The sequence below is a fragment of the Massilia aurea genome, from assembly GCF_024753205.1.
Taxonomy (GTDB): Bacteria; Pseudomonadota; Gammaproteobacteria; order Burkholderiales; family Burkholderiaceae_D; genus Telluria; species Telluria aurea.
In genome coordinates this window covers 521,330-545,692 of the sequence record NZ_JANUGZ010000003.1, presented here as the reverse complement: position 1 = coordinate 545,692, position 24,363 = coordinate 521,330, and the positions used below count along the sequence as shown (strand labels likewise).

Below are 24,363 nucleotides of genomic sequence, written 5' to 3'. Positions count from 1 at the left end.
GAATGCGCTCTCGACCATCCCATCTGGAGTAGCCATGCCGCATGCCGACAGCGCGACCGTGATTCCGAGGACCGCCCCGATGAAGGGCGTCCTGCTTGCCTGGCGGCGCGCGCTGCGCTCGCAGTTCAGTGGCCGCATGCTGTTGCTCTCGCTGGTCCCGCTGCTGCTGTCGCTCTCGCTGTGGGGCGTGGCGATGTGGCTGGGCCTGCAGCCGCTGCTCGACTGGCTGCACGGGCTGTTTACCGACTACGGCGGCTTCGATGCAAGTAACAGCATGCTGGGCATGGTCGGCCTGGGCATGCTCAAGGTGATGGTCGTGCCGCTGCTGGCGATTGCCTTGCTGCTCCCCCTGATGATTGCCTCGAGCCTGCTGTTCATGGGCATCGTCGCGATGCCGGCCATCGAGCGCCACGTGAGCGGCCGTCACTTCCCTGCGCTCGAGAAAAAGGAGGGCGGCTCGTTCGTCGGCAGCCTGGCCATCAACGTCGGTAGTACGGCCGTGTTCGCGCTGCTGTGGCTCTTCACGCTGCCGTTGTATGCCATACCGCCGCTGGCCTGGCTGGTGCAGGCCGGGCTGTGGGCCTGGGTCACGTCGCGGGTGATGAGCTACGACGCGCTGGCCGCGCACGCCAGCGGGGCCGAGCGCCAGGTGCTGATGCGCACCTGCCGTCCGGCGCTGCTGACGATCGGCCTGGTTTCGGGCCTGGCCGGCGCGCTGCCCGGGATTGCCTGGATGGGCGGGGCGGTGATCTCGGTCGTGCTGTTCCCGGTGCTGGCGCTCGTGTCGCTGTGGCTGTACATCATGCTGTTTTTGTTTGCCGGGCTCTGGTTCCAGTACTACTGCCTGCAGGCACTGGTGGAGCTGCGTGCGCAGCAGCTTTCAGCACATCCCGGCGCTGGCGCGTCCATTTAAATCAGTGGTGCGCGGTGCACCGGCACCGTGTCGGGCGCGTTAACTGCCAGCGTCGACCGTGCATACGGCGCTTGATGCGTTGCTGCCAACAGTCGTGACGCACGGGCATCGCTTGCGGTCATGCTATTTAACCAACCCGTTGTTTTTTTGCGAAAATATTCCGGTATAGGCCGATTTGTTAAACGGTATCTCGCGTCTATCTTATTGATGTGGTGGAATATTACCTATGGACGGGGCAATCTGGAGTGGGATTGCACTGCTGAAATTTGTGAACTAACAGACACCACAATCACTCGAACGGACCGGCAGCAATAGATGGCGAGCAGGTTGGCGGGGGTTGCAAGCGTTTTGATTCGGACCGGTTAAGCCATCATGGAAAGTATTCGTCGCCTCGTGCGACCAAACAATGTATTCGGCAAGCGCGCCGCCACCTCGCGGAGCGAACCGACCATGGACGGCGCAGTTGCTGCGCCAGTCGTCGCCGCAGCCGGTGCTGCAGCGTCGGGGGCGTCTGCGTCCCCGTCCATGCCGGATTCGGCGGGTGACGTTCCCCTGCACGATGCCTTCCCGCACCTGGCCGACAACGGTCATGGCGGCGGCGGGCCGGGCGACCCGTCCGGCGGGCCGGATGGATCGCCGCCAGCGCCGCGCAAGCGCCGCTGGAAGCTCTGGCTCGCCCTGATCGGCTTGCTGCTGGTCGCGGCGGCCGCCGCCTGGGCCGTGATGGAAACCCGCACCTCGCGCCTGCAGTCGAAAATCTTCGCCGACATGGCGAGCGAACTCACGTTCCGCATGGCCAATGGCCCGAGCGATTCGATCCGTTTCCCGGCCGCCAGCCCGTACGACACCCGCCTCGGTTACGCCGGCCTGCCGAAATACCTCGAACGCCTGCAGACGCGCGATTACGCGATCGCGTCGCAGGCGCGTATCTCGCCGCAGATGGTCAAGATGGCCGATCTCGGCCTGTACGCCACCTACCACGAGAAAACCAAGGTCGGCCTCGAGATCCTCGATTGCCGCGCCCAGCCCCTGTTCACGTCGCGCTTCCCCGAGCGCTACTACGATAAATTCGACGCCGCGCCGTCGCTGCTGGTGCAAAGCCTGCTGTTCATCGAAAACCGCGAACTGCTCGACGCGAGCCACCCGCGCCGCAATCCGGCCGTCGAATGGGACCGCTTCTCCAAAGCCGTGTTCGACAAGACGCTGGCCAGTGTCGGCCTGGGCGGCGACGGCCGCGTGGCCGGCGGCAGCACGCTGGCCACGCAGATCGAAAAATACCGGCACTCGGCCGAGGGCCGCACCGGCTCGCTGACCGACAAGATCATCCAGATGGCCTCGGCCACGCTGCGCGCCTACCAGGACGGCGAAGACACCACGGGCTCGCGCCGCCAGGTCGTGCTCGACTACCTGAACACGGTGCCGCTGTCGGCCAAGCCGGGTTACGGCGAAGTCAACGGGATCGGCGACGGCATGTGGGTCTGGTACGGCCGCGATTTCGCCAAGGTCAACGCGATGCTCAAGGGCCCGATGACGAGTCCGGAAGCCGTGATGGCCTACAAGGAGGCGCTGTCGCTGATGATCGCCCAGCGCCGCCCGGCGTATTACCTGGGCGCCGGCGAGAGCGACCTGGAAACCCTGACCAACAGCCACCTGCGCGTGCTGACGCAGCAGGGCGTGATTTCGCCGCAACTGCGCGACGCGGCCCTGAGCGCCAACCTGAAACCGGCGCTGCACACCGGCGTGGCGCCACCACCGGCGGACGCGTTCGTCTCGCGCAAGGCAGCCAATGCGGTGCGCAATCACGTGGGTTACCTGATCGGCGACGCGCGTCTGTACAACGTCGACCGCCTCGATCTGTCGGTGGTCTCGACCCTTGATGGCAATGCCCAGCAAGCCGTCACGACTGCGCTGCGCAAGCTGTCCGACGCCGAACACGCGAAAGAAGCCGGCCTGACCGGCAAGGGCATGCTCGGCAACGGCGACCCGGCGCAAGTGGTCTACAGCTTCACGCTGATGGAGCGCGGCGAGCACGTCAACTACCTGCGCGTGCAGACCGACAACTACGACCAGCCACTGGACATCAACGAAGGTGCCAAGCTCGACCTGGGTTCAACGGCCAAGCTGCGCACGCTGGTGACGTACCTCGACATCGTCGACCAGCTGCACAAGCGCTTTGGCGCGATGGACAAGATCGGCCTGATGGGCGTCGAAGTCGATGCGAAAGACCGCATGTCGCAGTGGGGCCTCGACTACTTCCGCACATTGCCTGACGGCGCCGACCGCAGCCTCAAGCCGATGCTCGACGCCGCCATGGCGCGCAAGTACTCGGCCAACCCGGGCGAGCGCTTCTTTACCGGCGGCGGCGTGCACACGTTCGGCAACTTCAGCAAGCTCGACGACAGCCGCATCATGGACGTGAACCAGGCGCTGCGCAGCTCGACCAACCTCGTGTTCGTGCGCATGATGCGCGACGTCGTGCGCTACTACATGTTCCAGTTGCCGGGTTCGTCCGCGCAACTGCTGGCCGACGCTGACGATCCGCGCCGCGCCGCCTATCTGGCGCGCTTTGCCGACAACGAAGGCAAGGTCTTCATGGCCAAGTTCTGGAACAAGTACAAGGGCAAGACGCCGCAAGAAGTCGAGACGCTGCTGTTCTCCGGCGTGCGCCCGCTGGCCTCCAAGCTCGCTGCGGCCCACCGCACCGTGGTGCCGAATGCCACGCTGGCGCAGTTTGGTGCGTTCATCGATGCCTCGGTCCCGGCCAGCAACGAGATCGATCCCGACCGCATCCCGAAACTGTACGAGACCTACGATGTCCGCAATATGTCGCTGGCCGACCGCGGCTACGTGGCGTCGGTGCACCCGCTCGAACTGTGGCTGGTGAGCTATCTGCGCACGCATCCAAAAGCGACCTGGTCCGAAGTGACGGCCGCCAGCGTCAAGGAGCGCCAGGAAGTCTACCAATGGCTGTTCAAGACGCACCGCAAGCACGCACAGGACAACCGCATCGCTGGCCTGCTCGAAGTGGAAGCGTTCCTGAAGATCCACGCACAGTGGAAGAAGATGGGCTACCCGTTCGACTCGCTCGTGCCGTCGTACGCGACCACGCTGGGCGCTTCGGCTGACCGGCCGGCCGCGCTGGCCGAGATGATGGGCATCATCGTCAATGGCGGCGTGCGCAAACCGATCGAGCGCATCGATTCGCTGCACTTTGCCAAGGCCACGCCGTACGAAACGCTCGTGCGCCGTAACAAGGGCGGCGGCAAGGAACAAGTGCTGGCGCCCGAAGTCGCGCGCGCCGTGGCCGACGCCATCCAGGGCGTCGTCTCGGACGGTACCGCCAAGCGCGTCAAGACCGCCTTCGCGCAATCGGACGGCAGCATCATCGCCGTGGGCGGCAAGACCGGTACCGGCGACCAGCGCTTCGATGTGTATGCCCGTGGCGGCCGCCTGATCGAGTCGCGCTACGTGAACCGCTCGGCGACGTTCGTGTTCAACATCGGTGAACGCTTCTACGGCAGCATGACGGCGTATGTGCACGGGCCGCAGTCCGAGAACTATGACTTCACCAGCGCGCTGCCGGTGCAGCTGCTCGTCACGCTGGCGCCGAGCCTGATGCCGATGATCGAGCCGCCAGCCGCGCCGGCGCCCGTGCCCGGCCAGGCCGTCGCCGCCGCGCCGCGGCAGTGCGTGCGTTGAGGCCAGGGCAGGATCTTCCGGGCGCGCCGGTCAAGGGGCTGCGCGCCCGCCTGCAGAACTTCAGCATCGTCTCGCTGCGCGACCTGGTGGTGGCCACCGGCCCGACGATCCTGATGGTCGCGGCGGCCGTCGTGCTCGCCTACTGGTGGGTCGATCCGGCGCCGCCACGCACGCTCCGGCTGGCCACGGGCCAGGAAAATTCCGCCTACGAACAATTTGGCAAGCAATACGCCAGCGTGCTGGCGCGTGACGATATCAAGGTCACGCTGCAGAGCACGCTCGGCTCGCAGGACAATCTGCAAAAATTGCTGGCCGGGCAGGCCGACGTCGCGTTCGTCCAAAGCGGCTCGACCGACGACAAGGTTGGCAACGCCGACAGCGTCGAGCGGCGCGGCCTGGTCTCGCTGGGCAGCCTGTTTACCGAACCGGTGTGGCTGTTCGTGCGCGACGAAGCGAAGGTCACGCGCCTGCCCGATCTGCGTGGCAAGCGCATCAATCTGGGGCCGGAAGGTACGGGCGTGCCGCGCCTGGTGCGCCAGTTGCTCGACGCCAACAATATCGTGCCGGGCGCATTGACGATCAGCGACCTCGCCAACACGCCGGCCACGGTCGAATTGCTGGCCGGGCGCATCGACGGCCTCGTGTTCAGCTCGGCGCCCGAGGCGCCGCTGATCCAGATGCTGCTGCAAACGCCGGGTATTCGCCTGTTCGATTTTTCACAGGCCGAGGCCTATACGCGGCGCCTGCCATTTTTGACGCACGTGGTGCTGCCGCGCGGGATCGTCGACCTGGGGCGCAATATCCCGAACCAGGATTACCACCTGATCGCGCCGACCGCCACGCTCGTCGCGCGTGAGGAAATCCATCCGGCGCTGGTGGGCCTGCTGGTCAAGGCGGCGACCGAGATCCACGGCGGCGCCGGCTGGTTCCAGCAGCAGGGCCAGTTCCCGTCGCCGAAGTACACCGAGATACCGGTGGCACCCGAAGCGGCGCGCTATTACCGCGACGGCCCGCCGTTCATGCAGCGCTATATGCGGTTCTGGCTGGCCAACCTGGCCGAGCGGCTGTGGGTCGTGGTGGTGGCGCTGACGGCGCTGTTGATTCCGCTGTCCAAGATCGTGCCGCCGATTTACGTCTGGCGTGTGCGCTCGCGCGTGTACCGCTGGTACGGAGAACTGCGCGCCATCGAGCAATCGCTGGAGGAGAGCGGGGCCGATGCCACCGAGGCCGTGCGCAAGGAGTTGCTGGGCCGGCTGGATGGACTGGAAGACCGCGTCAATCACATTTCGGTGCCGCTCGCCTATGCGGACGAGCTGTATCGCCTGCGCAGCCATATTCACCTGGTGCGCGAGCGGGTGCGCGGCGTGCACGAAGAGCAGACAGCGCAGCCGTTGGCCTGAGCATGTCTTTTTGGAATTGACCGGGGAATCCCATTACACTGGCGTCCCCAGTCATCTCTTCGAAGGCCGTCATGATCCGCCGCACGCTTCCCGCCCTTGTTTTCGGCTTCTGCATTGCCGCTGGCCTGACCATCCCGTCTGCTGCAATTGCCGCGGACAGCGCCAAAGACAGCAAGCGCCCGACGCGCGAAGCCTATACCAAGTATGAGTACCGGATCCCGATGCGTGACGGCGTGCAGTTGTTCACGGTCGTCTACGTGCCGAAGGACAGCACGCGCAGCTACCCGTTCCTGATGCAGCGCACCCCGTACAGCGCCGGCGTGCGCGCCGAAGGTGAGCTGCGCTACGGCGTGGACTGGCTGCCCGAGTCGCTGGGGCCGTCGCGCGAATTCGAGGAAGCGGGCTACATCTTCGTGAGCCAGGATGTGCGCGGTCGCTATATGTCCGAAGGCGTCTGGCAGGAAATGACGCCGCACGGCAAGGCGACGCCGGCCAAGGGGGAGGGCCGCGAGAGCGACGATATGTACGACACGGTGGCCTGGCTACTCAAGAACATCCCGAACAACAACGGCAAGGTCGGCATCTGGGGCATCAGCTACCCGGGCTTCTACGCCGCTGCCAGCGTCATCGATTCGCATCCGGCGATCAAGGCGGCCTCGCCCCAGGCGCCGATTGCCGACCTGTATATGGGCGACGATTCGTACCACGGCGGCGCGTTCAAGCTGGCTGCCAACTTCGACTTTTATGCGGCCTTCACGGCAGCGCCGAATCCGACCCCGCTGCCGAAAACCGGCAGCGAATTCGATTACGGCGTGGCCGACGGCTACGATTATTTTCTGAAGCACCGCACGCTGGCGAATATCGCCGCGACCATGACCGACACGCAGCGCGAGCTGTTCATGCCGAACATCGAGCACGACACGTATGACAGCTTCTGGAAAGAGCGCGCCATCGGCCCGCACATCAAGAACGTCAAGGCGGCCGTGCTGACGGTGGGCGGCTGGTTCGATGCGGAAGACGCCGCCGGCCCGTTCATCGTGCACCGCGCGCTGGAAGCGCAGAACAAGGGCGGCAACCATGCCCTCGTGGTGGGCCCGTGGGTGCACGGCGGCTGGGCGCGCGGCGATGGCGCCCGGCTTGGCCACGTCAAGTTCGACGCGAAAACAAGCGAATGGTTCCGGCGCGAGGTCCAGTTCCCGTTCTTCGAGCAGCACCTGAAGGGCGTCAAGCCGGGCAAGACGCTGGCGCCGGTGACCGTGTTCGAGACGGGCTCGAATGTCTGGCGCCAGTACGACGCCTGGCCACCGAAACCGGCAAAGGCGCGCACGCTGTACTTCGGCGCCAATGGCGCGCTGCGCTGGCAGCAGCCGGCCGCGACCACGGGCGCCGGCTTCGATGAATACGTGGCCGACCCGGCGCGCCCGGTGCCGTACATCGGCTACCCGGCGCTGGGTGTACCGCGCGAATACATGGTGTCGGACCAGCGCTTTGCCGCCACCCGGCCCGACGTGCTGGTGTACCAGAGCGCCGTGCTGGAAGAGGATGTGACGGTTGCCGGGCCGGTCAGGCCCAAGCTGTTCGTGTCAACAAGCGGGACCGACGCCGACTGGGTCGTCAAGCTGATCGACGTCTACCCGGCCAGCTTCCCGACCCCGGCAGGGGAGCGGGGCGGCGATGTCGGCCCGCCCGCGGTGAGTCTGGGTGGCTTCCAGCAACTGGTGCGTGGCAATCCGCTGCGCGGCAAGTTCCGCAACAGCTATGAAAAGCCCGAACCGTTCGTGCCGGGCAAGGTCGAGCCAATCAAGTACGAACTGGGCCAGGTGAACCACACCTTCCGGCGCGGTCACCGGATCATGGTGCAGGTGCAGAGTTCGTGGTTCCCGCTGATCGATCTGAATCCGCAAACGTTCATGCGCATTCCCGACGCCAAGCCCGGCGACTTCAAGAAGGCGACCCAGCGCCTGTACCACGCGCCAGGAACGGCCTCCGGGCTGGAGCTGATGGTGCTGCCGAACCCGGGTAGCGCCAACTAGGTCAGGCGCCGACCCACGGCAAGCCGGCCGTGCACCAGCCGCCGATCGTCTTGCGGTGGCCTTCGCCGTCGCGATCGCCTTCGAACCCTTCCAGGATGTCGAAGGCGTTTGCATAGCCCAGCTCGGTCGCCACACGCGCGCTGTGGCGCGAGCGCACGCCCGAGCGGCACAGGAACAGCAGCACGTCGTCCTTGCCGGCTACCTGTTCGAGCTGGGCGCCGAAGTCGGGATTGGGCGCGCCACCCGGGTAGGTGGCCCACTGCACCGCCAGATGCTGCGCCTGGCCGATCGCGACGCGCCCCACCCAGTCGCGTTCGGCGTTGGTGCGCACATCGACCAGCTTGACGTCCGGGCCGCTCTGGAGCAGGTCGAACGCTTCCTGAGGCGTGACTGCACCAGCATAGGGCTGGTCAGCGCCACGCTGGCGCGCCGCCGTGAGAATCTGTTCTTTGGTCATGTCAGGTTGCTCCATTCATCATTTGTCATCGTCAATGCACCATCCTGGAGCGCAGTCGAATGCGCTGAATTGGTGCAAGCACGTAGAATTGCTCACTCGTGGTGCAAATCGCCGTCCAGGTAAATCTTGCCATACACCCCGGTCGAGGCGATTTTATGGGTAAACTAACCCATTGCCCAAGAACGATTTGCGCATAGCCTCATGCACTGAAGTTGGCATCGTCGTTGACATCCAGTTGGCACATTTCGTGCTTCATCATGATGCAAGTTGTCGGTTCGCATAGACTGACATCCTTTTTTCAATTAGGAGATTCCGAATGGCAAAGTCCGCCGCAGATGTAATGCAAATGGTCAAAGACAACGAAGTCAAATTCGTTGATTTACGCTTCGCCGATACCCGCGGCAAGGAACAACACGTCACGGTCCCGGTGTCGCACTTCGACCTGGACAAATTCGAATCCGGCCACGCCTTCGACGGTTCGTCGATCGCCGGCTGGAAAGGTATTGAAGCGTCGGACATGCTCCTGATCCCGGATGCAAACACCGCCAATATCGACCCGTTCATGGAAGAGACCACGCTGTTCATGCAGTGCGACGTCGTCGAGCCATCGGACGGCAAAGGCTACGACCGCGATCCGCGCTCGATCGCCAAGCGCGCTGAAGCCTACCTGAAATCGTCGGGCATCGGCGACACCGCCTACTTCGGCCCAGAGCCAGAGTTCTTCATCTTCGACGCCGTGCGCTGGAAGCTGGACATGTCGGGTTGCTTCGTCAAGATCGATTCCGAAGAAGCATCGTGGTCGACCGACAAGGAATTCGAAGGCGGTAACAGCGGTCACCGTCCAGGCGTGAAGGGCGGCTATTTCCCAGTGCCACCAGTCGACTCGTTCCAGGACATGCGCTCGGAAATGTGCCTGATCCTCGAATCGATGGGCATCCCGGTCGAAGTGCACCACCACGAAGTCGCCGGCGCCGGCCAGAATGAAATCGGCACCAAGTTCTCGACGCTGATCGAGCGCGCCGACTGGACCCAGAACATGAAATACGTGATCTGGAACGTGGCCCACAGCTACGGCAAGACCGCGACCTTCATGCCAAAGCCAATGGCTGGCGATAACGGTTCGGGCATGCACGTGCACCAGTCGATCTGGAAAGACGGCAAGAACCTGTTCGCAGGCGACGGCTATGCAGGTCTGTCGGACACGGCGCTGTTCTACATCGGCGGCATCATCAAGCACGCCCGCGCCCTGAACGCGATCACCAATCCAGGCACCAACTCGTACAAGCGCCTGGTGCCAGGCTTCGAAGCCCCGGTCAAGCTGGCGTATTCGGCCCGTAACCGTTCGGCCTCGATCCGCATCCCGCACGTGGCGAACCCGAAAGGCCGTCGCATCGAGACGCGTTTCCCGGATCCACTGGCCAACGTCTACCTGTGCTTCGCTGCACTGATGATGGCCGGTCTGGATGGTATCCAGAACAAGATCCACCCGGGCGAAGCGGCAACGAAAGACCTGTACCATCTGCCGCCTGAAGAAGACAAGCTGATCCCGACGGTGTGCGCATCGCTGGAAGAAGCACTGGACGCACTGAACGAAGACCGCGAGTTCCTGACCCGTGGCGGCGTGTTCAGCGACAGCATGATCGATGCCTACATCGAACTGAAGATGCAGGAAGTCCAGCGCATGCGCATGACCCCGCACCCAGCCGAATTCGACATGTACTACTCGTCGTAATCGGTCTATCCAGGCTGGCGCGGATATGCATCGCGCCAGCCTGGCGGGTAGAACAAACGCGGGGAAAGCCATGCTTTCCCCGCGTTTTTTGTTGCTTGGGGTTTATATTCCTTGGGGTATAGTCGGGCGCATCTACAATAGCGTGCCCTTGCGACCAACCGGGATGGGAATGACAAATAGTGTGTTTCAGGCCAGTGTGGCCGTTTTTACCGCCGTGTTTGCCTCAGTGCTGCTGTGCGCCAGTGCGCACGCGCAAATCTACCGTTGTACCGATGCCAATGGCCGGCCGCTGTACACCGACACCAAGGTCGGCAAGTGCCAGCTGATCGACACCGGCTACAGCGCGCCGCCGGCAGCCTCGGCCCCGATTCCGGCACCGCGCTCGGCGGGTGGTGGGGGCGGGTCATCCGCGTCGAATTCCGCCCCGACGGCGGCGCCGAGCGCGGCCCAGTCGAACTTCCCGCGCGTGGACAACGTGCTGCAGCGCGCCCGCGACGACGACCGGCGCGAGATTCTGGGCGATGAACTGCGCATGGAAGAACGCAAGCTCACCGACCTCAAGCGCGTCTTCAACAACGGCGAGCCGGAGCGCCAGGGCAACGAGCGCAACTACGCCAAATACCAGGAGCGCGTGGCGTCCATGCGCGACGAAATCAACCGCAGCGAACGCAATATCGAAGCGCTCCGGCGCGAGATCGGTAATATCAGATGACCCTGCCTCCGATGGCCCCACCCGTGTACGACCCGGGCAACCCGGCCCGTTATGCCGGCCTGGACTTGCTGGCCTCGGCCGTGATGATGACCGGGCCCGATGGCGAGGTGGTGTATGCCAATGCCGCCGCCGAAAACCTGATGGAGCTGTCGTTCAAGTCGTTGCAGCGCCATCGCCTGCCTGAGCTGTTTACCAATGGCGTCGAGATTGGCGTGTTGATCACGCAGGCGCTGGTGCACCAATACGCCGATCTGCGCCAGGACCTGACGCTGCAAAGGAGCGGGCGCGAACCGCTGCACGTGAACAGCATCGTCAGCGCGCTGGGTGATGGCACGGCACTGATCGAGCTGCGCGAGAACGTCCAGCAGTTAAAGCTCGACCGCGAAGAGCGCCTGATGGACCAGAGCCAAGCCAACAAGGAACTGATCCGCAACCTGGCGCACGAGATCAAGAACCCGCTGGGCGGCATCCGCGGCGCGGCGCAATTGCTCGAACTCGAGCTGCCGCCGCACCATTTGCTGGAGCTGCAGGAATACACGCAGGTGATCATCAAGGAAGCGGACCGCCTGCAAACGCTGGTCGACCGCCTGCTGGCGCCGCACCGCAAGCCGCACATCGTCGGCGACGTCAATATCCACGAAGTGTGCGAGCGCGTGCGCAGCCTGATCCTGGCCGAATTCCCGCAGGGGCTCTCAATCAGGCGCGATTACGATGCATCGATTCCCGAGTTTCGCGGCGATATGGAGCAGCTGATCCAGGTGGTGCTGAACATCGCCCACAACGCCGCGCAGGCCGTCGCCGGGCGCATTGCGCAGGGCGACGCCGAGATCGTTTTACGCACCCGCGTGGCGCGCCAGGTCACGCTGGCCAAGGTCCGCTACGGGCTGGCATTAGACTTGCATATCATTGACAATGGACCGGGCATCGCGCCCGATATCCGCGACCGCATTTTCTATCCGCTCGTATCCGGGCGTGACGGCGGGAGTGGCCTCGGGCTGACGCTGGCGCAAACGTTTGTGCAGCAACACCTGGGTGTGATCGAGTGCGAAAGCCGGCCTGGACTGACGGATTTCAGGATCCTGCTGCCCCTGCCATAAGCGGGATATAGCGGACCGCACCGGCCAGTCCTTTATTGAATCCATGTTGCGGGAAGCACGAAACCATGAAACCAATCTGGATTGTCGACGACGACGCATCGATTCGCTGGGTCCTTGAAAAAGCCCTGGCACGCGAAAGTCTGGAGACCCGCAGCTTCGCCAATGCGCGCGAAGCCATGACCGCCTTTGAAACCGACACGCCGCAAGTGCTGGTGTCGGACATCCGCATGCCGGGCGAATCCGGCATCGATCTGCTGCAAGCCGTCAAGGAACGCCATCCGGGCCTGCCGGTCATCATCATCACCGCGTTCTCGGACCTCGATTCGGCGGTGTCTTCGTTCCAGGGCGGCGCCTTTGATTACCTGGCCAAGCCATTCGATATCGACAAGGCCGTATCGCTGATCCGGCGCGCGTTAGAGGAGAGTTTGCGCGAAGCGAGCGTCGAAGCCCCACCGGCCGAAACCCCCGAGATCCTCGGCCACGCGCCGGCGATGCAGGAAGTGTTTCGCGCCATCGGCCGCCTGTCGCAGTCGAATGTCACGGTGCTGATCACGGGCGAATCGGGTACGGGCAAGGAACTGGTGGCGCGCGCGCTGCACAAGCACAGCCCGCGCGCGCAGCAGCCGTTCATCGCGCTCAACACGGCAGCGATCCCGAAGGACCTGCTCGAATCCGAGCTGTTCGGCCACGAGCGCGGCGCGTTCACCGGCGCGCAGGCGATGCGGCGCGGCCGCTTCGAGCAGGCCGAAGACGGCACGCTGTTTCTCGACGAAATCGGCGACATGCCGTTCGACCTGCAGACGCGTTTGCTGCGCGTGCTGTCCGATGGTCACTTTTATCGCGTGGGCGGCCACCAGCCGGTCAAGGCCAATGTGCGCGTGATTGCCGCCACCCACCAGAACCTCGAGCAGCGCGTGCGCGACGGCTTGTTCCGCGAAGACTTGTACCACCGCCTGAACGTGATCCGCCTGCGCCTGCCGTCGCTGCGCGAACGCAACGAAGACATTCCTGTTCTTACGCGCCACTTCCTGGTGCAAAGTGCGCACCAATTGGGGGTGGAACCCAAGCGCATGAGCGAGCAGGCAATGCGCTTCCTGTCGGGTCTCGAGCTGCCGGGCAATGTGCGCCAGCTGGAAAACCTGTGCAACTGGATCACCGTGATGGCCCCGGGCCAGACCGTGGAAGTCAAGGACCTGCCGCGCGACCTGACCCAGGGCTCGGCGCCGCTGACAGGGAGCAGCGTGCCGAACGTGGTGCCGCTGTCCGACGGCATCGTCAGCGCCGGTGCGCAGCCAATGGCATCCGGCGGTGGCGTCGTGTTGCAGACAGCCGGCGCGCAGTCGCCCGAAGGCTGGCTGGGGCTGCTCGAACTGCAGGCGGCCGGCATGCTCAGCGCAGGGCAGATGGACGTGATGGATATCCTGGGCCGCCAGTTCGAATCGGCGCTGATCCGCACGGCGCTCAAGCACACGCATGGGCGCAAGAACGATGCGGCCATGCGGCTCGGGATCGGGCGCAACACCATCACGCGCAAGATCGTGGAACTGGGGATCGACGGCGCGCGCGAAGAGTAAGCTTTTAGATGGCAGGGCGTTGGTGTAAAGTCCTGCATCGGCGCGCTGCGCCCGTTTCATTTTCTACTCAATGCTGATCAATTGCGTCGCCTACCAGGAAGGCAAAAAGCTATCCGATATCCCGGTCGAGGATATCAGCGAATACATCAAGCTGGAGGACACCTTTGTCTGGGTTGCACTGCGCGACCCGGACCCTGCCGACATCGCCCTGATGCAGGAAGAATTCGGCCTGCACGAACTGGCGGTGGAAGACGCGCTGCGCGGTCACCAAAGGCCCAAGCTCGAAGAATATGGCGACTCGCTGTTCGTCGTCGTGCAGATCGTCGAACTGGCGGGCGATGAAATGTGTGTTGGTCAGTTGTCCGTCTTCGCCGGCCCCAATTACGTGCTGTCGGTGCGGCGCGATGCCAATCAGGGTTTTCTCGGCGTGCGCGCGCGCGCCGAGCGCGAGCCGCACCAGCTCAGAAAAGGCGCGGGCTTCGTGCTGTACGCGCTGGTCGACGCCGTCGTCGACCGTTATTTCCCCGTGGTCGACACGCTCGAATCCGAGCTCGAATCGATCGAAGACCATATCTTTTCCATGCAGGGCAAGCAGCGCGACAATGTCGAGCGCCTGTACGACCTGAAGCGCAAGGCCCAGACGCTGCGCCACGCCGTGGTGCCGCTGATGGATGCGCTGGGGCGCCTGTACGGCGGGCGCGTGCCGGCCGTGGTGGACGAGACCCAGGAATACTTCCGTGACGTGCACGACCACCTGCACCGCATCGCCGGCCGACTGGACGCCGTGCGCGACACGATCAATACCGCGATCCAGGTGACGCTGTCGATGGTGGCGATCGAAGAAAACGAAGTGAGCAAGAAGCTGGCGTCGTACGCGGCGATCTTCGCGGTGTTTACGGCGTTCGCCGGTGTATGGGGCATGAACTTCGAATTCATGCCCGAGCTGAAATGGAAGTATGGTTACCCGTTCGCGATGCTGACGATGGTGTGCGTGTGCGGCTACCTGTATCGCAAGTTCAAGCGGGTGGGGTGGTTATAGGGGCTGGCGCTTGCCGGCCGTGGCGGCTGCGCCGCCGGAGGCCACGATGACCAGTACGATCGCCAGCCACTGCAGGCTGGTCAGGCGCTCTCCCAGCCAGATGAAGCCGGCCAGCGCCGCGATGGCAGGCCCGCTGCTGACCAGGATGCCGAACACCCGCTGCGGCAGGCGCCGCAGCGCCATCATCTCGAGCGAATAGGGCAGGGCGGACGACAGCAGCGCCACCGCCACGCCGCCCGCCAGCATGGCCGGCGTGAACAGCGCCATGCCCGCATGCGCCACGCCGAACGGCACCGCGAACACGCTCGCCGCCAGCAAGCCCCAGGCCACGGCCTGGCCACTGTTCAGGGTCGAGACGCGCTTGCCGAACACGATGTACATCGCCCAGCAGAACGCGGCCGCCAGCGCATACGCGATGCCGGCCGGGTCGAGCTGCGTCGCGCCGGCCACCGGCAGCAGCAGCCACAGGCCGAATCCCGCGCAGATCACCCACACAAAATCGCGCGCATGGCGCGATGACAGGACCACGACCGCCAGCGGCCCCGTGACCTCGATTGCCACCGCAATCCCGAGCGGGATGCGCTCGAACGCGCGGTAGATGCACAGGTTCATGGCGCCCAGCATCAGGCCGTACACGAGCAGGTTGCCCACATCGGCGCGCGCCGGACGGCCAAAGCGCCATGGCCGCACGATGGCTAGCAGGATCAGCGCCGCCAGGCCCACCCGCAGCGCGGTGACGCCTTCGCTGCCCACGGCCGGAAACAATCCCTTGGCCCAGGCCGCGCCCGCGTTGACCGACACCATCGAGGCCAGGATCGCCAGACCCGGGCCCCACGCCGCATGCCGGCCCGCCGCGTTCAACGTGGCGCCATGGCCAGCGCCACTGCCTCGGCCACGCGGATGCCGTCGACGGCCGCCGACATGATGCCACCCGCGTAGCCAGCGCCTTCGCCTGCCGGGAACAGGCCGCGCGTGTTCAGGCTTTGCAGGTCGTCGTTGTTGCGCCGGATGCGGATCGGCGACGAGGTGCGCGTTTCCACGCCGGTCAGCACGGCGTCTTCCTTGTAGTAGCCCTTGATCTGCTTGTCGAAGGCGACGAACGCTTCGCGCATCGCGACGATGGCGTAGTCGGGCAGCGACGTGGCCAGGTCGGTCAGGTGCACTGCCGGCAGGAACGATGGCGTGACCGAACCGAGGGACGTGGATGGCCGGCCTGCCACGAAGTCGCCCATCAACTGGCCCGGTGCGTCGTAGGTGGAGCCGCCCAGCACGAATGCGCGCGATTCGAGCTCGCGCTGGAACGCGATGCCGGCCAGCGGGTGGCCCGGGAAATCCTCGGGCGTGATGCCGACCACGATGGCGCTGTTGGCATTGCGCTCGTTGCGCGAATATTGGCTCATGCCGTTGGTGACGACGCGGCCTTCTTCGCTCGACGCGGCCACCACCGTGCCGCCCGGGCACATGCAGAAGCTGTAGACCGAGCGGCCGTTGGACGCGTGGTGCACGATCTTGTAGTCGGCCGCGCCCAGCAGCTTGTTGCCGGCGTTCGGGCCGAAGCGGCAGACGTCGATCAGCGACTGCGGGTGTTCGACCCGGAAGCCGATCGAGAACGGCTTGGCTTCGATGTACACGCCGCGTTCGTACAGCATCTCGAAGGTGTCGCGCGCGCTGTGGCCGATGGCGATCGTCAGGTGACGGGTGGGGATTTCCTCACCGCTGGCCAGGCGCACGCCGACTACCTGGCGCACGCCGCCGGTTTCTTCGATCAGCACATCCTGCATGCGCGTATCGAAGCGCATTTCGCCGCCCAGATTGATGATCTCGGCACGCATCTGCTCGACCATCTTGACCAGGCGGAAGGTGCCGATGTGCGGCTTGCTGACGTACATGATCTCTTCGGGCGCGCCGAACTTGACGAACTCGGTGAGCACCTTGCGGCCGTGGTGGTTGCTGTCCTTGATCTGGCTGTAGAGCTTGCCGTCCGAGAATGTGCCGGCGCCGCCTTCGCCGAACTGCACGTTCGACTCGGTATCGAGCTTGCGCTTGCGCCAGAAGCCGAAGGTGTCGACGGTGCGCTCGCGCACCACCTTGCCGCGCTCGAGCACGATCGGATTCAGGCCCATCTGCGCCAGGATCAGCGCGACGAACAGCCCGCACGGACCGGTGCCGACGACCACCGGACGCGGTGTGCCTGGCGCGGGTTTGGCGGCGTTGACGAACTTGTACTCGACGTCGGGGGCTGGCATGACGTGCGGGTCGCGCAGCTTTGCCAGCACGGCCTTGTCGTCGGCAACGGTTGCGTCGATCGAGTAGATCAGGACGATGGCGGATTTCTTGCGCGCGTCGTAGCTGCGCTTGTAGACGGCAAAGTCGAGCAGGTCGGCATCAAGAATGCCGAGGCGGGCCAGGATGGCGTCGCGCAGGGCGGCGTCCGGATGGTTCAGGGGGAGTTTGAGTTCGTTAATACGCAGCATGGGAGTGGTTGCTAGTGAGGCAACAAAATGAGAGCGGCAAAAGCCGATATTTTACCCCGCCCGACACGTGCCAGCCGGTATGCATCATAAAAAAACAAACAGTTTAAAAAATGTAAATACAGAGTATGTGTGATCTTTCGAGATTCTCACTTCCAGACAGCTTGGTAGCACGTGACATGTGCCGACTTACAACGAATTTTGTGGAACTGTCGCAACGTTCGAGCGCTGTAATGAGCGAAAAATTGTGCCGCATATGTGCCTGAAAAGTGCACTGCAGCAGGGAGTCCCGCGAGCTGTTTTGGTGAATGGCTGCACCAAGCCTGCGCGCTGTCTCGAACCGACAACATTGTGCAGATGAAAATAACGAAATGCATACGCATATGCACAAAAAGTTGTTGACGCCACAATGCGGTATGCATGAACGTAGATGAGCGTTCATTTCCTTTACGAGGAAAAAATGGCATGGACGTACCTGCGCGGCGATGCAGGGTGTACAGGGAAGGGCGTTACCGCGATGGGTGCTGGTGCGACCAGGAACAGGACCGCCACGAGCGGTCCGATAAAAAGAGAAAGCAAATCACATGTTGAAAAAAACCGTATTAGTTCACGCACTGAGCCTGGCCTTTGGTGGCGCAGTGATTGGCATGGCGGCAATGTCGCCGGCAATGGCGCAGTCGAATGCATCGGGTAGTGTCTTCGGTACCGTCGCCCCGGGCGGCAATGTGCAGATTCTCATCGAGAATACCGACATCGGTATCCGCCGCACCCTGACCCCGGATGCACAGGGCCGTTTCGTTGCCAGCTCGCTGCCGAGTGGCACGTACCGCGTGTCCCAGCTGCGTGACGGCGGTGTTGTCGGCACAGTCAGCGTCGAGACCGGCATTGGCCGCAACGGCGAAGCCATTTTCGCCGCCGCCGCAGCACCGGCCGGCGGTCCTCAGGTCGTCCAGGTGACCGGCACCCGCGCCACCATCGACACCAGCAGCGCCGGCAGCAGCGCCACCTTCAATGCCCGTGAACTGGCAGCGTTGCCGATCGGCCGCACCGTCGAAGCCATCATTCAGCTCGCGCCAAACACCACCACCGCCGACTCGCGCTTTGCCGGCGGTGCATCGTTCGGTGGCGGCGCAGCGTCCGAGAACTCGTACTACATCAACGGTTTCCCTGTCACCAACCCGCTGACCGGCCTGGGCGCCGCCCAGCTGCCATTCGGCGCGATCGCTGAAGCGCAAGTGCTGACCGGCGGCTTCGGCTCCGAATTCGGCCGCTCGATCGGCGGCGTCGTCAACATCGTCACCAAGGGCGGCACCAACACCTGGGAAGCGGGCGGCATCGTGACCTGGGAACCGAAATCGCTGCGCGCTACGCCGAAAGACATCTACTACCGCAATACCGGCACGCCAAACAACGTCAATACCGATGGCACGCTGCGCCTGGCGCGCGCCGAAAATACGCGCGACCAGAAGGTGTACGGCGCCTACGTCGGCGGCCCGATCATCAAGGACAAGCTGTTCTTCTTTGCCTCGGCCGAGAAAACCGAAACCGAAGAAGGCCTCGTCAACGGCTTCCGCGTGGCCACCAACAATGCCGCCGTCGGCTGGCGCGAGCGTGACACCAAGATCGAGCGCTACATGGCCAAGATCGACTGGAACATCACCGACAATCACCGCCTTGAATTCACGACGCTGGGCGACACGCCTGAAGTGAATAATTCGGACAGCGGCTTCAATTACGCGACCCGCACCCGCAGCGGTGTCGTCAACTCGAGCGCGCGCCGCGTCAACGTCGACAACAACGGCGCCAAGATCAACACCCTGCGCTACGTCGGCAACCTGACTGACGACCTGACCGTCACCGCCCTGTATGGCCGTGCGAAGTCGCCGCACGAGAACTACTTCACCGGTTACAACCCGGACCTGTTCCAGATCTCATCGACGGTCGATGCGCGCGCGCCTGGTCTGAGCTACGCCAACCCGCAAAACATCAGCGGCAACATCCTGGCCCCGGGCTCGGAAGACATCGTCGATTCGGGCCGTTTCGACGTCGAATGGCGCCTTGGCGCCCACACGCTGCGCGGCGGCTTCGACCAGACCAAGGTCGAGTCGGTAGCGGCGGGCGACTTCCTCGCCGGTGGCGGCCGGTGGACCTACTACCGCGCCAGCGTGCCGGGCGCGGCCATCCCGGGCGAGGGCGGCGTGCGCGTTCCTGCGCCGGCCAGCACCGGCAGCCCGTTGGGCAACCTGGGCTATTACGTCACTCGCGATCAGTTCTCGACCGTGACGAATTCGTTCGGCGAACAAAGCGCGTGGTATCTGGAAGACCGTTTCCAGGCAACCCCGAACCTGCTGCTGACGCTGGGTGTGCGTAACGAATCGTTCAAGAATCAGAACGACTCGAAGACGACCTTCCTGGAAATGAAGAACCAGTACCAGCCGCGCCTGGCTGCCGTGTGGGACGTCAACGGCGATGCGAGCTTCAAGGTGTACGCGACCCTGGGCCGCTACTCGGTGCCGATCCCGACCCACATCTCGGTGCGTGGCGCTGGCCGCTCGACCTTTACGTCGCAGTACTTCACCTACACGGGCACCGACGCGAACGGCGCGCCAACCGGTCTGACGCAGCTGAGCCAGCCTCTGTCGGGCAATAACGAATATGGCCAGGACAAGGTTGTCGATACCCTGGCGGCGCGCAATATGGAGCCGACCTATCAGGACGAAGTGACCTTCGGCTTCGAGAAAGCCTGGTCGCCATCGCTGAATTTCGGCGCCAAAGCGATTCATCGCAAGCTGCAATCGACCATCGACGACTTCTGCGATGTGCGTCCATTCCAGCGTTTCGCCGACGCCAATGGCATTGCGATCACCAACCCGCTGTTTGGCAACAGCTGCCAGACCTTCAATCCGGGTGAAGACAATGAGTTCCTGGTCGACTTCTCGGGCGATGTGTCGAAGCTGACACCTGTCAATCTGACTGCGGCGGACATCGGCTTCGACAAGCCAAAGCGCACGTATAGCTCGGTGGAAGCATTCCTCGAGCACCCGTTCCGCAATGGCTGGTACGGCAAGATGAGCTATGTGTGGTCGCGTAACAAGGGCAATACCGAAGGCCAGGTGCGTTCGGATAACGGCCAGGCCGACGTCGCCGTCACCTCGTCGTGGGATTACCCTGAGCTGATGGAAGGCGCCTATGGCTACCTGCCGAATCACCGCAAGCACCAGGTCAAGGCATTCGGCTTCTACCAGTTCAACGACGAGATCACCGTTGGTGGCAATGCGCTGATCGCGTCGGGCCGTCCACGCAGCTGCATCGGCAGCGCCGCCAATCCGGGCGACTCGCCGAACTACCCCAACCAGACCTTCTATTGCGGCGGCCTGACCCGTTCGCAGAACGTGCTGACCCCACGCGGTTCCGTCGGCAGCCTGCCATGGACCCATCGCTGGGACATGAACGTGGCTTACAAGCCTAATTTCATCAAGGGCCTGCAGTTCCGTGTCGACGTGTTCAACGTCTTCAACAGCCAGTCGGTTGCCAGCGTGACCGAGGCGTACAACAATGCTGCCAACGTCAGCAGTCTGTACCAGACGCCGCTGTCGCTGACCGCACCGCGTTATGCCCGTTTCTCGCTGATGTACGACCGCAAGTTCTGATCCAGTCGTTCTTGAGTGAATGCGAAGCCGCCCTCCGGGGCGGTTTTTTATTGGGTTGCCTTTAAGTATTGTGTTGTATTCATCCAACTTCTGGCGTGACGCTCGATAATGGTGCGTCGAAATAAAATCCGGGACTACCGGCGCGCATCACCACCTCAATTGGCGTGATTGTTAAAAAGTTTTGATGATATAAAGGTCGTAAATATACGATGTTGACTACCTTTAGCTTTTAAATTCCGCTTCCGGGCGATGCACCAGTTTGATATTGCGCCGCACCACGGTTGCGCTTTCGCGACTTTCAAAAAAATAAAGTGTTGTATTTCACACTCCGCATGATTCGTGCTCGGTTGACACTATTCTTGACGCCATGTTTCTATAGCTCCACTTGAATAACGTTTGGTTTCATCCAAGCATTTATTTAGGCTGACCGTTCCCAGTAAGACGTATGCATAAAAAATACTGCCGCTCAGAATCCGATATGCAGTCAACATATTCCGGTTCGATAGAACTGTCCTGTGGCATTACCGGCCACTGAGACTGGAAGGTATCGGGCCGGCGGGATACGACATGTGGGCATTCTGATACGCAATCACCGATAAGAAAGTTTGAGGAGAGTTACCAATGATGTTGAAACTGAAGTCGATGCCTTTCGCGATTGCCTGCGCAATTGCCAGCGGTGCCCTGACTTGCGCCGCGCCGGCGTTTGCCCAAGCCCAGCAGGGCAGCACGGAGCCATCCGCACAGCGCGTGGTCGTGACCGGCTCGCTGATCAGCCGCACCAACACCGAAACGCCGACCCCGGTGCAGGTGCTGACCGCAGCCGACATCCAGAGGAGCGGCAAGACTTCGGTTGCCGAGCTGCTGACCGACCTGGCCGCCAACGGCGCCGGCACCCTGGGCACCGGTTTTGCCGGCGCGTTCGCCAATGGCGCATCGGGCATCTCGCTGCGCGGCCTGACCGTGGGCGCGACCCTGGTCCTGATCGACGGTCACCGCATGGCGCCGTATCCGCTGTCGGACGATTCCCAGCGCTCGTTCGTCGACGTCTCGTCGATCCCGTTTGACGCCATTGAAAGCATCGAGGTCCTGAAAAGCGGCGCTTCGTCGCTGTACGGTTCGGACGCCATCGCCGGCGTTATCAACATCAAGCTCAAGAAAAACCTGAAAGGTACGCGCGTCTCGGCCGAATACGGCGACACCGAACACGGTGGCGGCAGGACCAGGCGCGCCTCGATCAGCACCGGCATTGGTGACCTGGATGTCGATGGCTATAACGCCTTCATTACGGCCGAATACCGCAAGCAAGACCTGATACGGGCTATCGACCGCGAGCAGTTCGGCTACGCGAACCGCGACTGGCGTTCGCGCGGCGGTAACGACCTGACCCTTGGCGTGCCGACCAGCATCAATGACTTCCTGACCCCGACCAATACCCCGTTCTTGTATAACCCAGCGGGCGCGAATAATCCGACTGGGGTGGCCAACGTCGACAACCCGGCCAACTACCAGTTCCTTGGTCCGAACTGCGATTTCGCCAGATACCGCGCCGGCGGCTGCTCGGTGCGCGACGAATTCTCGAACATCCAGCCACCGACCGAAAACGTCAACCTGATGATCGGCATGACGAAAAAGCTGAGCGAGGATTGGGAAGTGCGCTTTAACGGCTCGATGTTTCAGCGCGAAAGCACCAATAACCGCAACGGCGCCACGACTTCGCCACTGGCCTTCAATCCAACCGCCTTCAATGGCACCACCACCCTGGTCAATGGGGTGCTGACCCCGCGCGTGGGCGCCGTTCCAAGCACCCTGTTCGCGCCTGGCGCGCAAGTCGGCACCAATGTCACCAACGGGCTCGGCGCGCCAGCGCGCCTGTACGGCTACATTCCGGGCGTCGGCCCCGCCCTGGAGACCAACAACAAGTCGACCGCGACCCGCTTCTCTGCTGATCTCGTCGGTAGTGCCTACGGCTGGGACGTGAATGCTGCCATCGGCGGCACCCGCGTCAAGAGCGAGCTGAACTACAGTGGCTACGTGAATCGTACCAACCTGTACCGCGCGCTGAACAACGGGACGTTCAATGTGCTGGGCAACAACGGGCCAGATACCCTGAATGCGGTGTCGCCACATTTCAGCAACAAGATCGAATCGACGCTGAACTACGCCGATCTGATCGGTTCGCGTGAGCTGCTGTCGAACTTCGGCGCCGGTCCGCTGGCCTTCGCTGCCGGTGTGCACTGGCACGAGCGCAAACAGAACGCACCACCGTCGAACCTGACGCTCAATGGCGCGGTCGCCAGTACCTCAGCCTTCACCATCGGCGACGAAACCAACAGCGCGGTGTTCGCCGAGCTGCAGGCAACGCCGATCAAGAACGTCGAAGTCGGCCTCGCCGGCCGGTATGACCATTACGACACCTACGGCAATTCGTTCACGCCATCGGCTAACTTCAAGTGGACCCCAATCCGGGAGTTCGGCCTGCGCGGCACGTTCGCGCGCGGCTTCCGTGCGCCGAATCCGGCTGAAGTCGGCAACGCCGGTTCGTTCTTTACGTTCAACGCGATCAACGATCCGATCCTGTGCACGAACGGTAACCGCAACACCCTTGGCAACGTGCCGAGCTCGTGCGGCGTGAATCCGCCTTACGTGCAGACGACCAACCCGGATCTGCAGCCCGAGAAATCGAAGTCGTTCACCGCAGGTATCATTGTCGAGCCGATGCGTGGCCTTAACATGACGCTGGACTACTACAAGATCCAGATCAAGAACCTGATCGTCACGCAAGCAGGTAACGATCCGAGCTTCGTGCCAACCTGGGTGCGTGGTCCGGCTGCACCGCTCGATATCGCCACCGGTGTCGGTACCGGCCGGGTGACCGGTATCCCGTCGGTCGGTCCGATCCTGTACGCGACGTCGCCTTATATCAACGCTGGCAGCACCGAGACCCACGGCGTTGAAGCGGACATCCGCTACCGCTGGCGCCTGGCCAATGAAATGGGCACCGTGACGGCCAACCTGAGCGCAGCCCACGTGTTCGGTTACGTGACTGAAGTGGCCGGCGAGTCGTATCAGCTGGCAGGCACGCAGGGTCCATCGTCGGTTGGCGGCGCAACCGGCAACCCGAAAGACCGCGCCCAGTTCACCCTCGGCTACAACCGTGGTCCCCTGGACGTGACCGCTACCATGAACTACACGAGCGGCTTCTCGACGATTGACCCGGCGCTGGGCGAGACCGACTGCGCGACGACGGGCGAACACGTCGGCGGCCGTGCCTACTTTGCTGGCGTGGTCCAGCCTGCGAACTACTGCCAGGTGCGTTCGTTCACCGTGACGAACCTGAACGTGGCGTACAAGGTGACCGACAACCTGACCATTCGCGGTGCGATCCTGAACCTGTTCGACAAGGAAGCGCCGTATGACGTCGCCACTTACGGGAATGCCGGCAACCAGACGTCGTACAACGCCTCGCTGCACCAGCCAGGCGCGGTCGGCCGCTTCTTCAGCCTCGGCGCGAACTACACGTTCTAAGTTGTCGCTGTAATGCAAAAACCCCGCCGGCAGCGATGCCAGCGGGGTTTTTTACGTTCTA

General features: G+C 63.2%; 14 protein-coding genes. 11 read left to right on the top strand and 3 right to left on the bottom strand.

Annotated features, from left to right (window positions below):
* The first annotated feature begins 34 nt into the window (after window positions 1–34).
* The 4 genes from NX775_RS12970 to NX775_RS12955 all read left to right on the top strand — a co-directional run bounded on the left by NX775_RS12970 (window position 35) and on the right by NX775_RS12955 (window position 8,045).
* A complete protein-coding gene (locus tag NX775_RS12970) occupies window positions 35–913 on the top strand; it encodes an EI24 domain-containing protein (protein ID WP_307732205.1) in 879 nt (292 codons plus the stop codon).
* 372 nt (window positions 914–1,285) lie between these two features.
* The gene (locus NX775_RS12965; protein WP_258836383.1) at window positions 1,286–4,612 is read left to right on the top strand and encodes a transglycosylase domain-containing protein; all 3,327 of its coding nucleotides are present in this window, start codon (window positions 1,286–1,288) and stop codon (window positions 4,610–4,612) included.
* On the top strand, window positions 4,609–6,012 hold the full coding sequence (locus NX775_RS12960) for a TAXI family TRAP transporter solute-binding subunit (RefSeq protein ID WP_258836762.1): 1,404 nt from the start codon (window positions 4,609–4,611) through the stop codon (window positions 6,010–6,012). The genes NX775_RS12965 and NX775_RS12960 overlap by 4 nt, the downstream gene beginning before the upstream one ends.
* A gap of 71 nt (window positions 6,013–6,083) precedes the next feature.
* A complete protein-coding gene (locus NX775_RS12955) occupies window positions 6,084–8,045 on the top strand; it encodes a CocE/NonD family hydrolase (RefSeq protein ID WP_258836382.1) in 1,962 nt (653 codons plus the stop codon).
* A 1-nt stretch (window position 8,046) separates the two neighbouring features.
* Here the strand turns inward: NX775_RS12955 and NX775_RS12950 are convergent, their stop codons facing one another.
* On the bottom strand, window positions 8,047–8,502 hold the full coding sequence (locus NX775_RS12950) for a rhodanese-like domain-containing protein (RefSeq protein WP_258836381.1): 456 nt from the start codon (window positions 8,500–8,502) through the stop codon (window positions 8,047–8,049).
* 316 nt (window positions 8,503–8,818) lie between these two features.
* On the opposite strand from NX775_RS12950, the gene glnA reads away from it, so the two are divergent.
* From glnA to corA, 5 genes are all read left to right on the top strand, one after another.
* Entirely contained in the window at window positions 8,819–10,234 is a 1,416-nt protein-coding gene (glnA, locus tag NX775_RS12945) for a type I glutamate--ammonia ligase (protein WP_258836380.1), read from the top strand.
* Window positions 10,235–10,430: 196 nt separating this feature from the next.
* On the top strand, window positions 10,431–10,946 hold the full coding sequence (locus tag NX775_RS12940; RefSeq protein WP_370660581.1) for a DUF4124 domain-containing protein: 516 nt from the start codon (window positions 10,431–10,433) through the stop codon (window positions 10,944–10,946).
* Window positions 10,943–12,043, top strand: a complete 1,101-nt coding sequence (gene glnL, locus NX775_RS12935) for a nitrogen regulation protein NR(II) (protein ID WP_258836378.1) — start codon at window positions 10,943–10,945, stop codon at window positions 12,041–12,043. The genes NX775_RS12940 and glnL overlap by 4 nt, the downstream gene beginning before the upstream one ends.
* Window positions 12,044–12,108: 65 nt before the next feature.
* Window positions 12,109–13,617 carry a nitrogen regulation protein NR(I) gene (gene ntrC, locus NX775_RS12930; protein ID WP_183549398.1) on the top strand — a complete coding sequence of 503 codons (1,509 nt, stop codon included), beginning with the start codon at window positions 12,109–12,111 and terminating at the stop codon, window positions 13,615–13,617.
* 70 nt (window positions 13,618–13,687) lie between these two features.
* On the top strand, window positions 13,688–14,656 hold the full coding sequence (gene corA, locus NX775_RS12925; RefSeq protein WP_258836377.1) for a magnesium/cobalt transporter CorA: 969 nt from the start codon (window positions 13,688–13,690) through the stop codon (window positions 14,654–14,656).
* Here corA and NX775_RS12920 read toward each other — a convergent pair.
* Window positions 14,651–15,460, bottom strand: coding sequence for an EamA family transporter (locus NX775_RS12920; RefSeq protein ID WP_258836761.1), 810 nt, complete (start codon window positions 15,458–15,460; stop codon window positions 14,651–14,653). The genes corA and NX775_RS12920 overlap by 6 nt on opposite strands.
* A 53-nt stretch (window positions 15,461–15,513) precedes the next feature.
* Entirely contained in the window at window positions 15,514–17,130 is a 1,617-nt protein-coding gene (locus NX775_RS12915) for an NAD(P)/FAD-dependent oxidoreductase (RefSeq protein ID WP_258836376.1), read from the bottom strand.
* 581 nt (window positions 17,131–17,711) lie between these two features.
* Between NX775_RS12915 and NX775_RS12910 the strand changes: the two genes are divergently transcribed.
* Both NX775_RS12910 and NX775_RS12905 read left to right on the top strand, forming a co-directional pair.
* Window positions 17,712–20,777, top strand: coding sequence for a TonB-dependent receptor (locus NX775_RS12910; RefSeq protein WP_258836375.1), 3,066 nt, complete (start codon window positions 17,712–17,714; stop codon window positions 20,775–20,777).
* A gap of 621 nt (window positions 20,778–21,398) precedes the next feature.
* Window positions 21,399–24,302 carry a TonB-dependent receptor gene (locus tag NX775_RS12905; RefSeq protein ID WP_258836374.1) on the top strand — a complete coding sequence of 968 codons (2,904 nt, stop codon included), beginning with the start codon at window positions 21,399–21,401 and terminating at the stop codon, window positions 24,300–24,302.
* The last annotated feature ends 61 nt before the right edge of the window (window positions 24,303–24,363 follow it).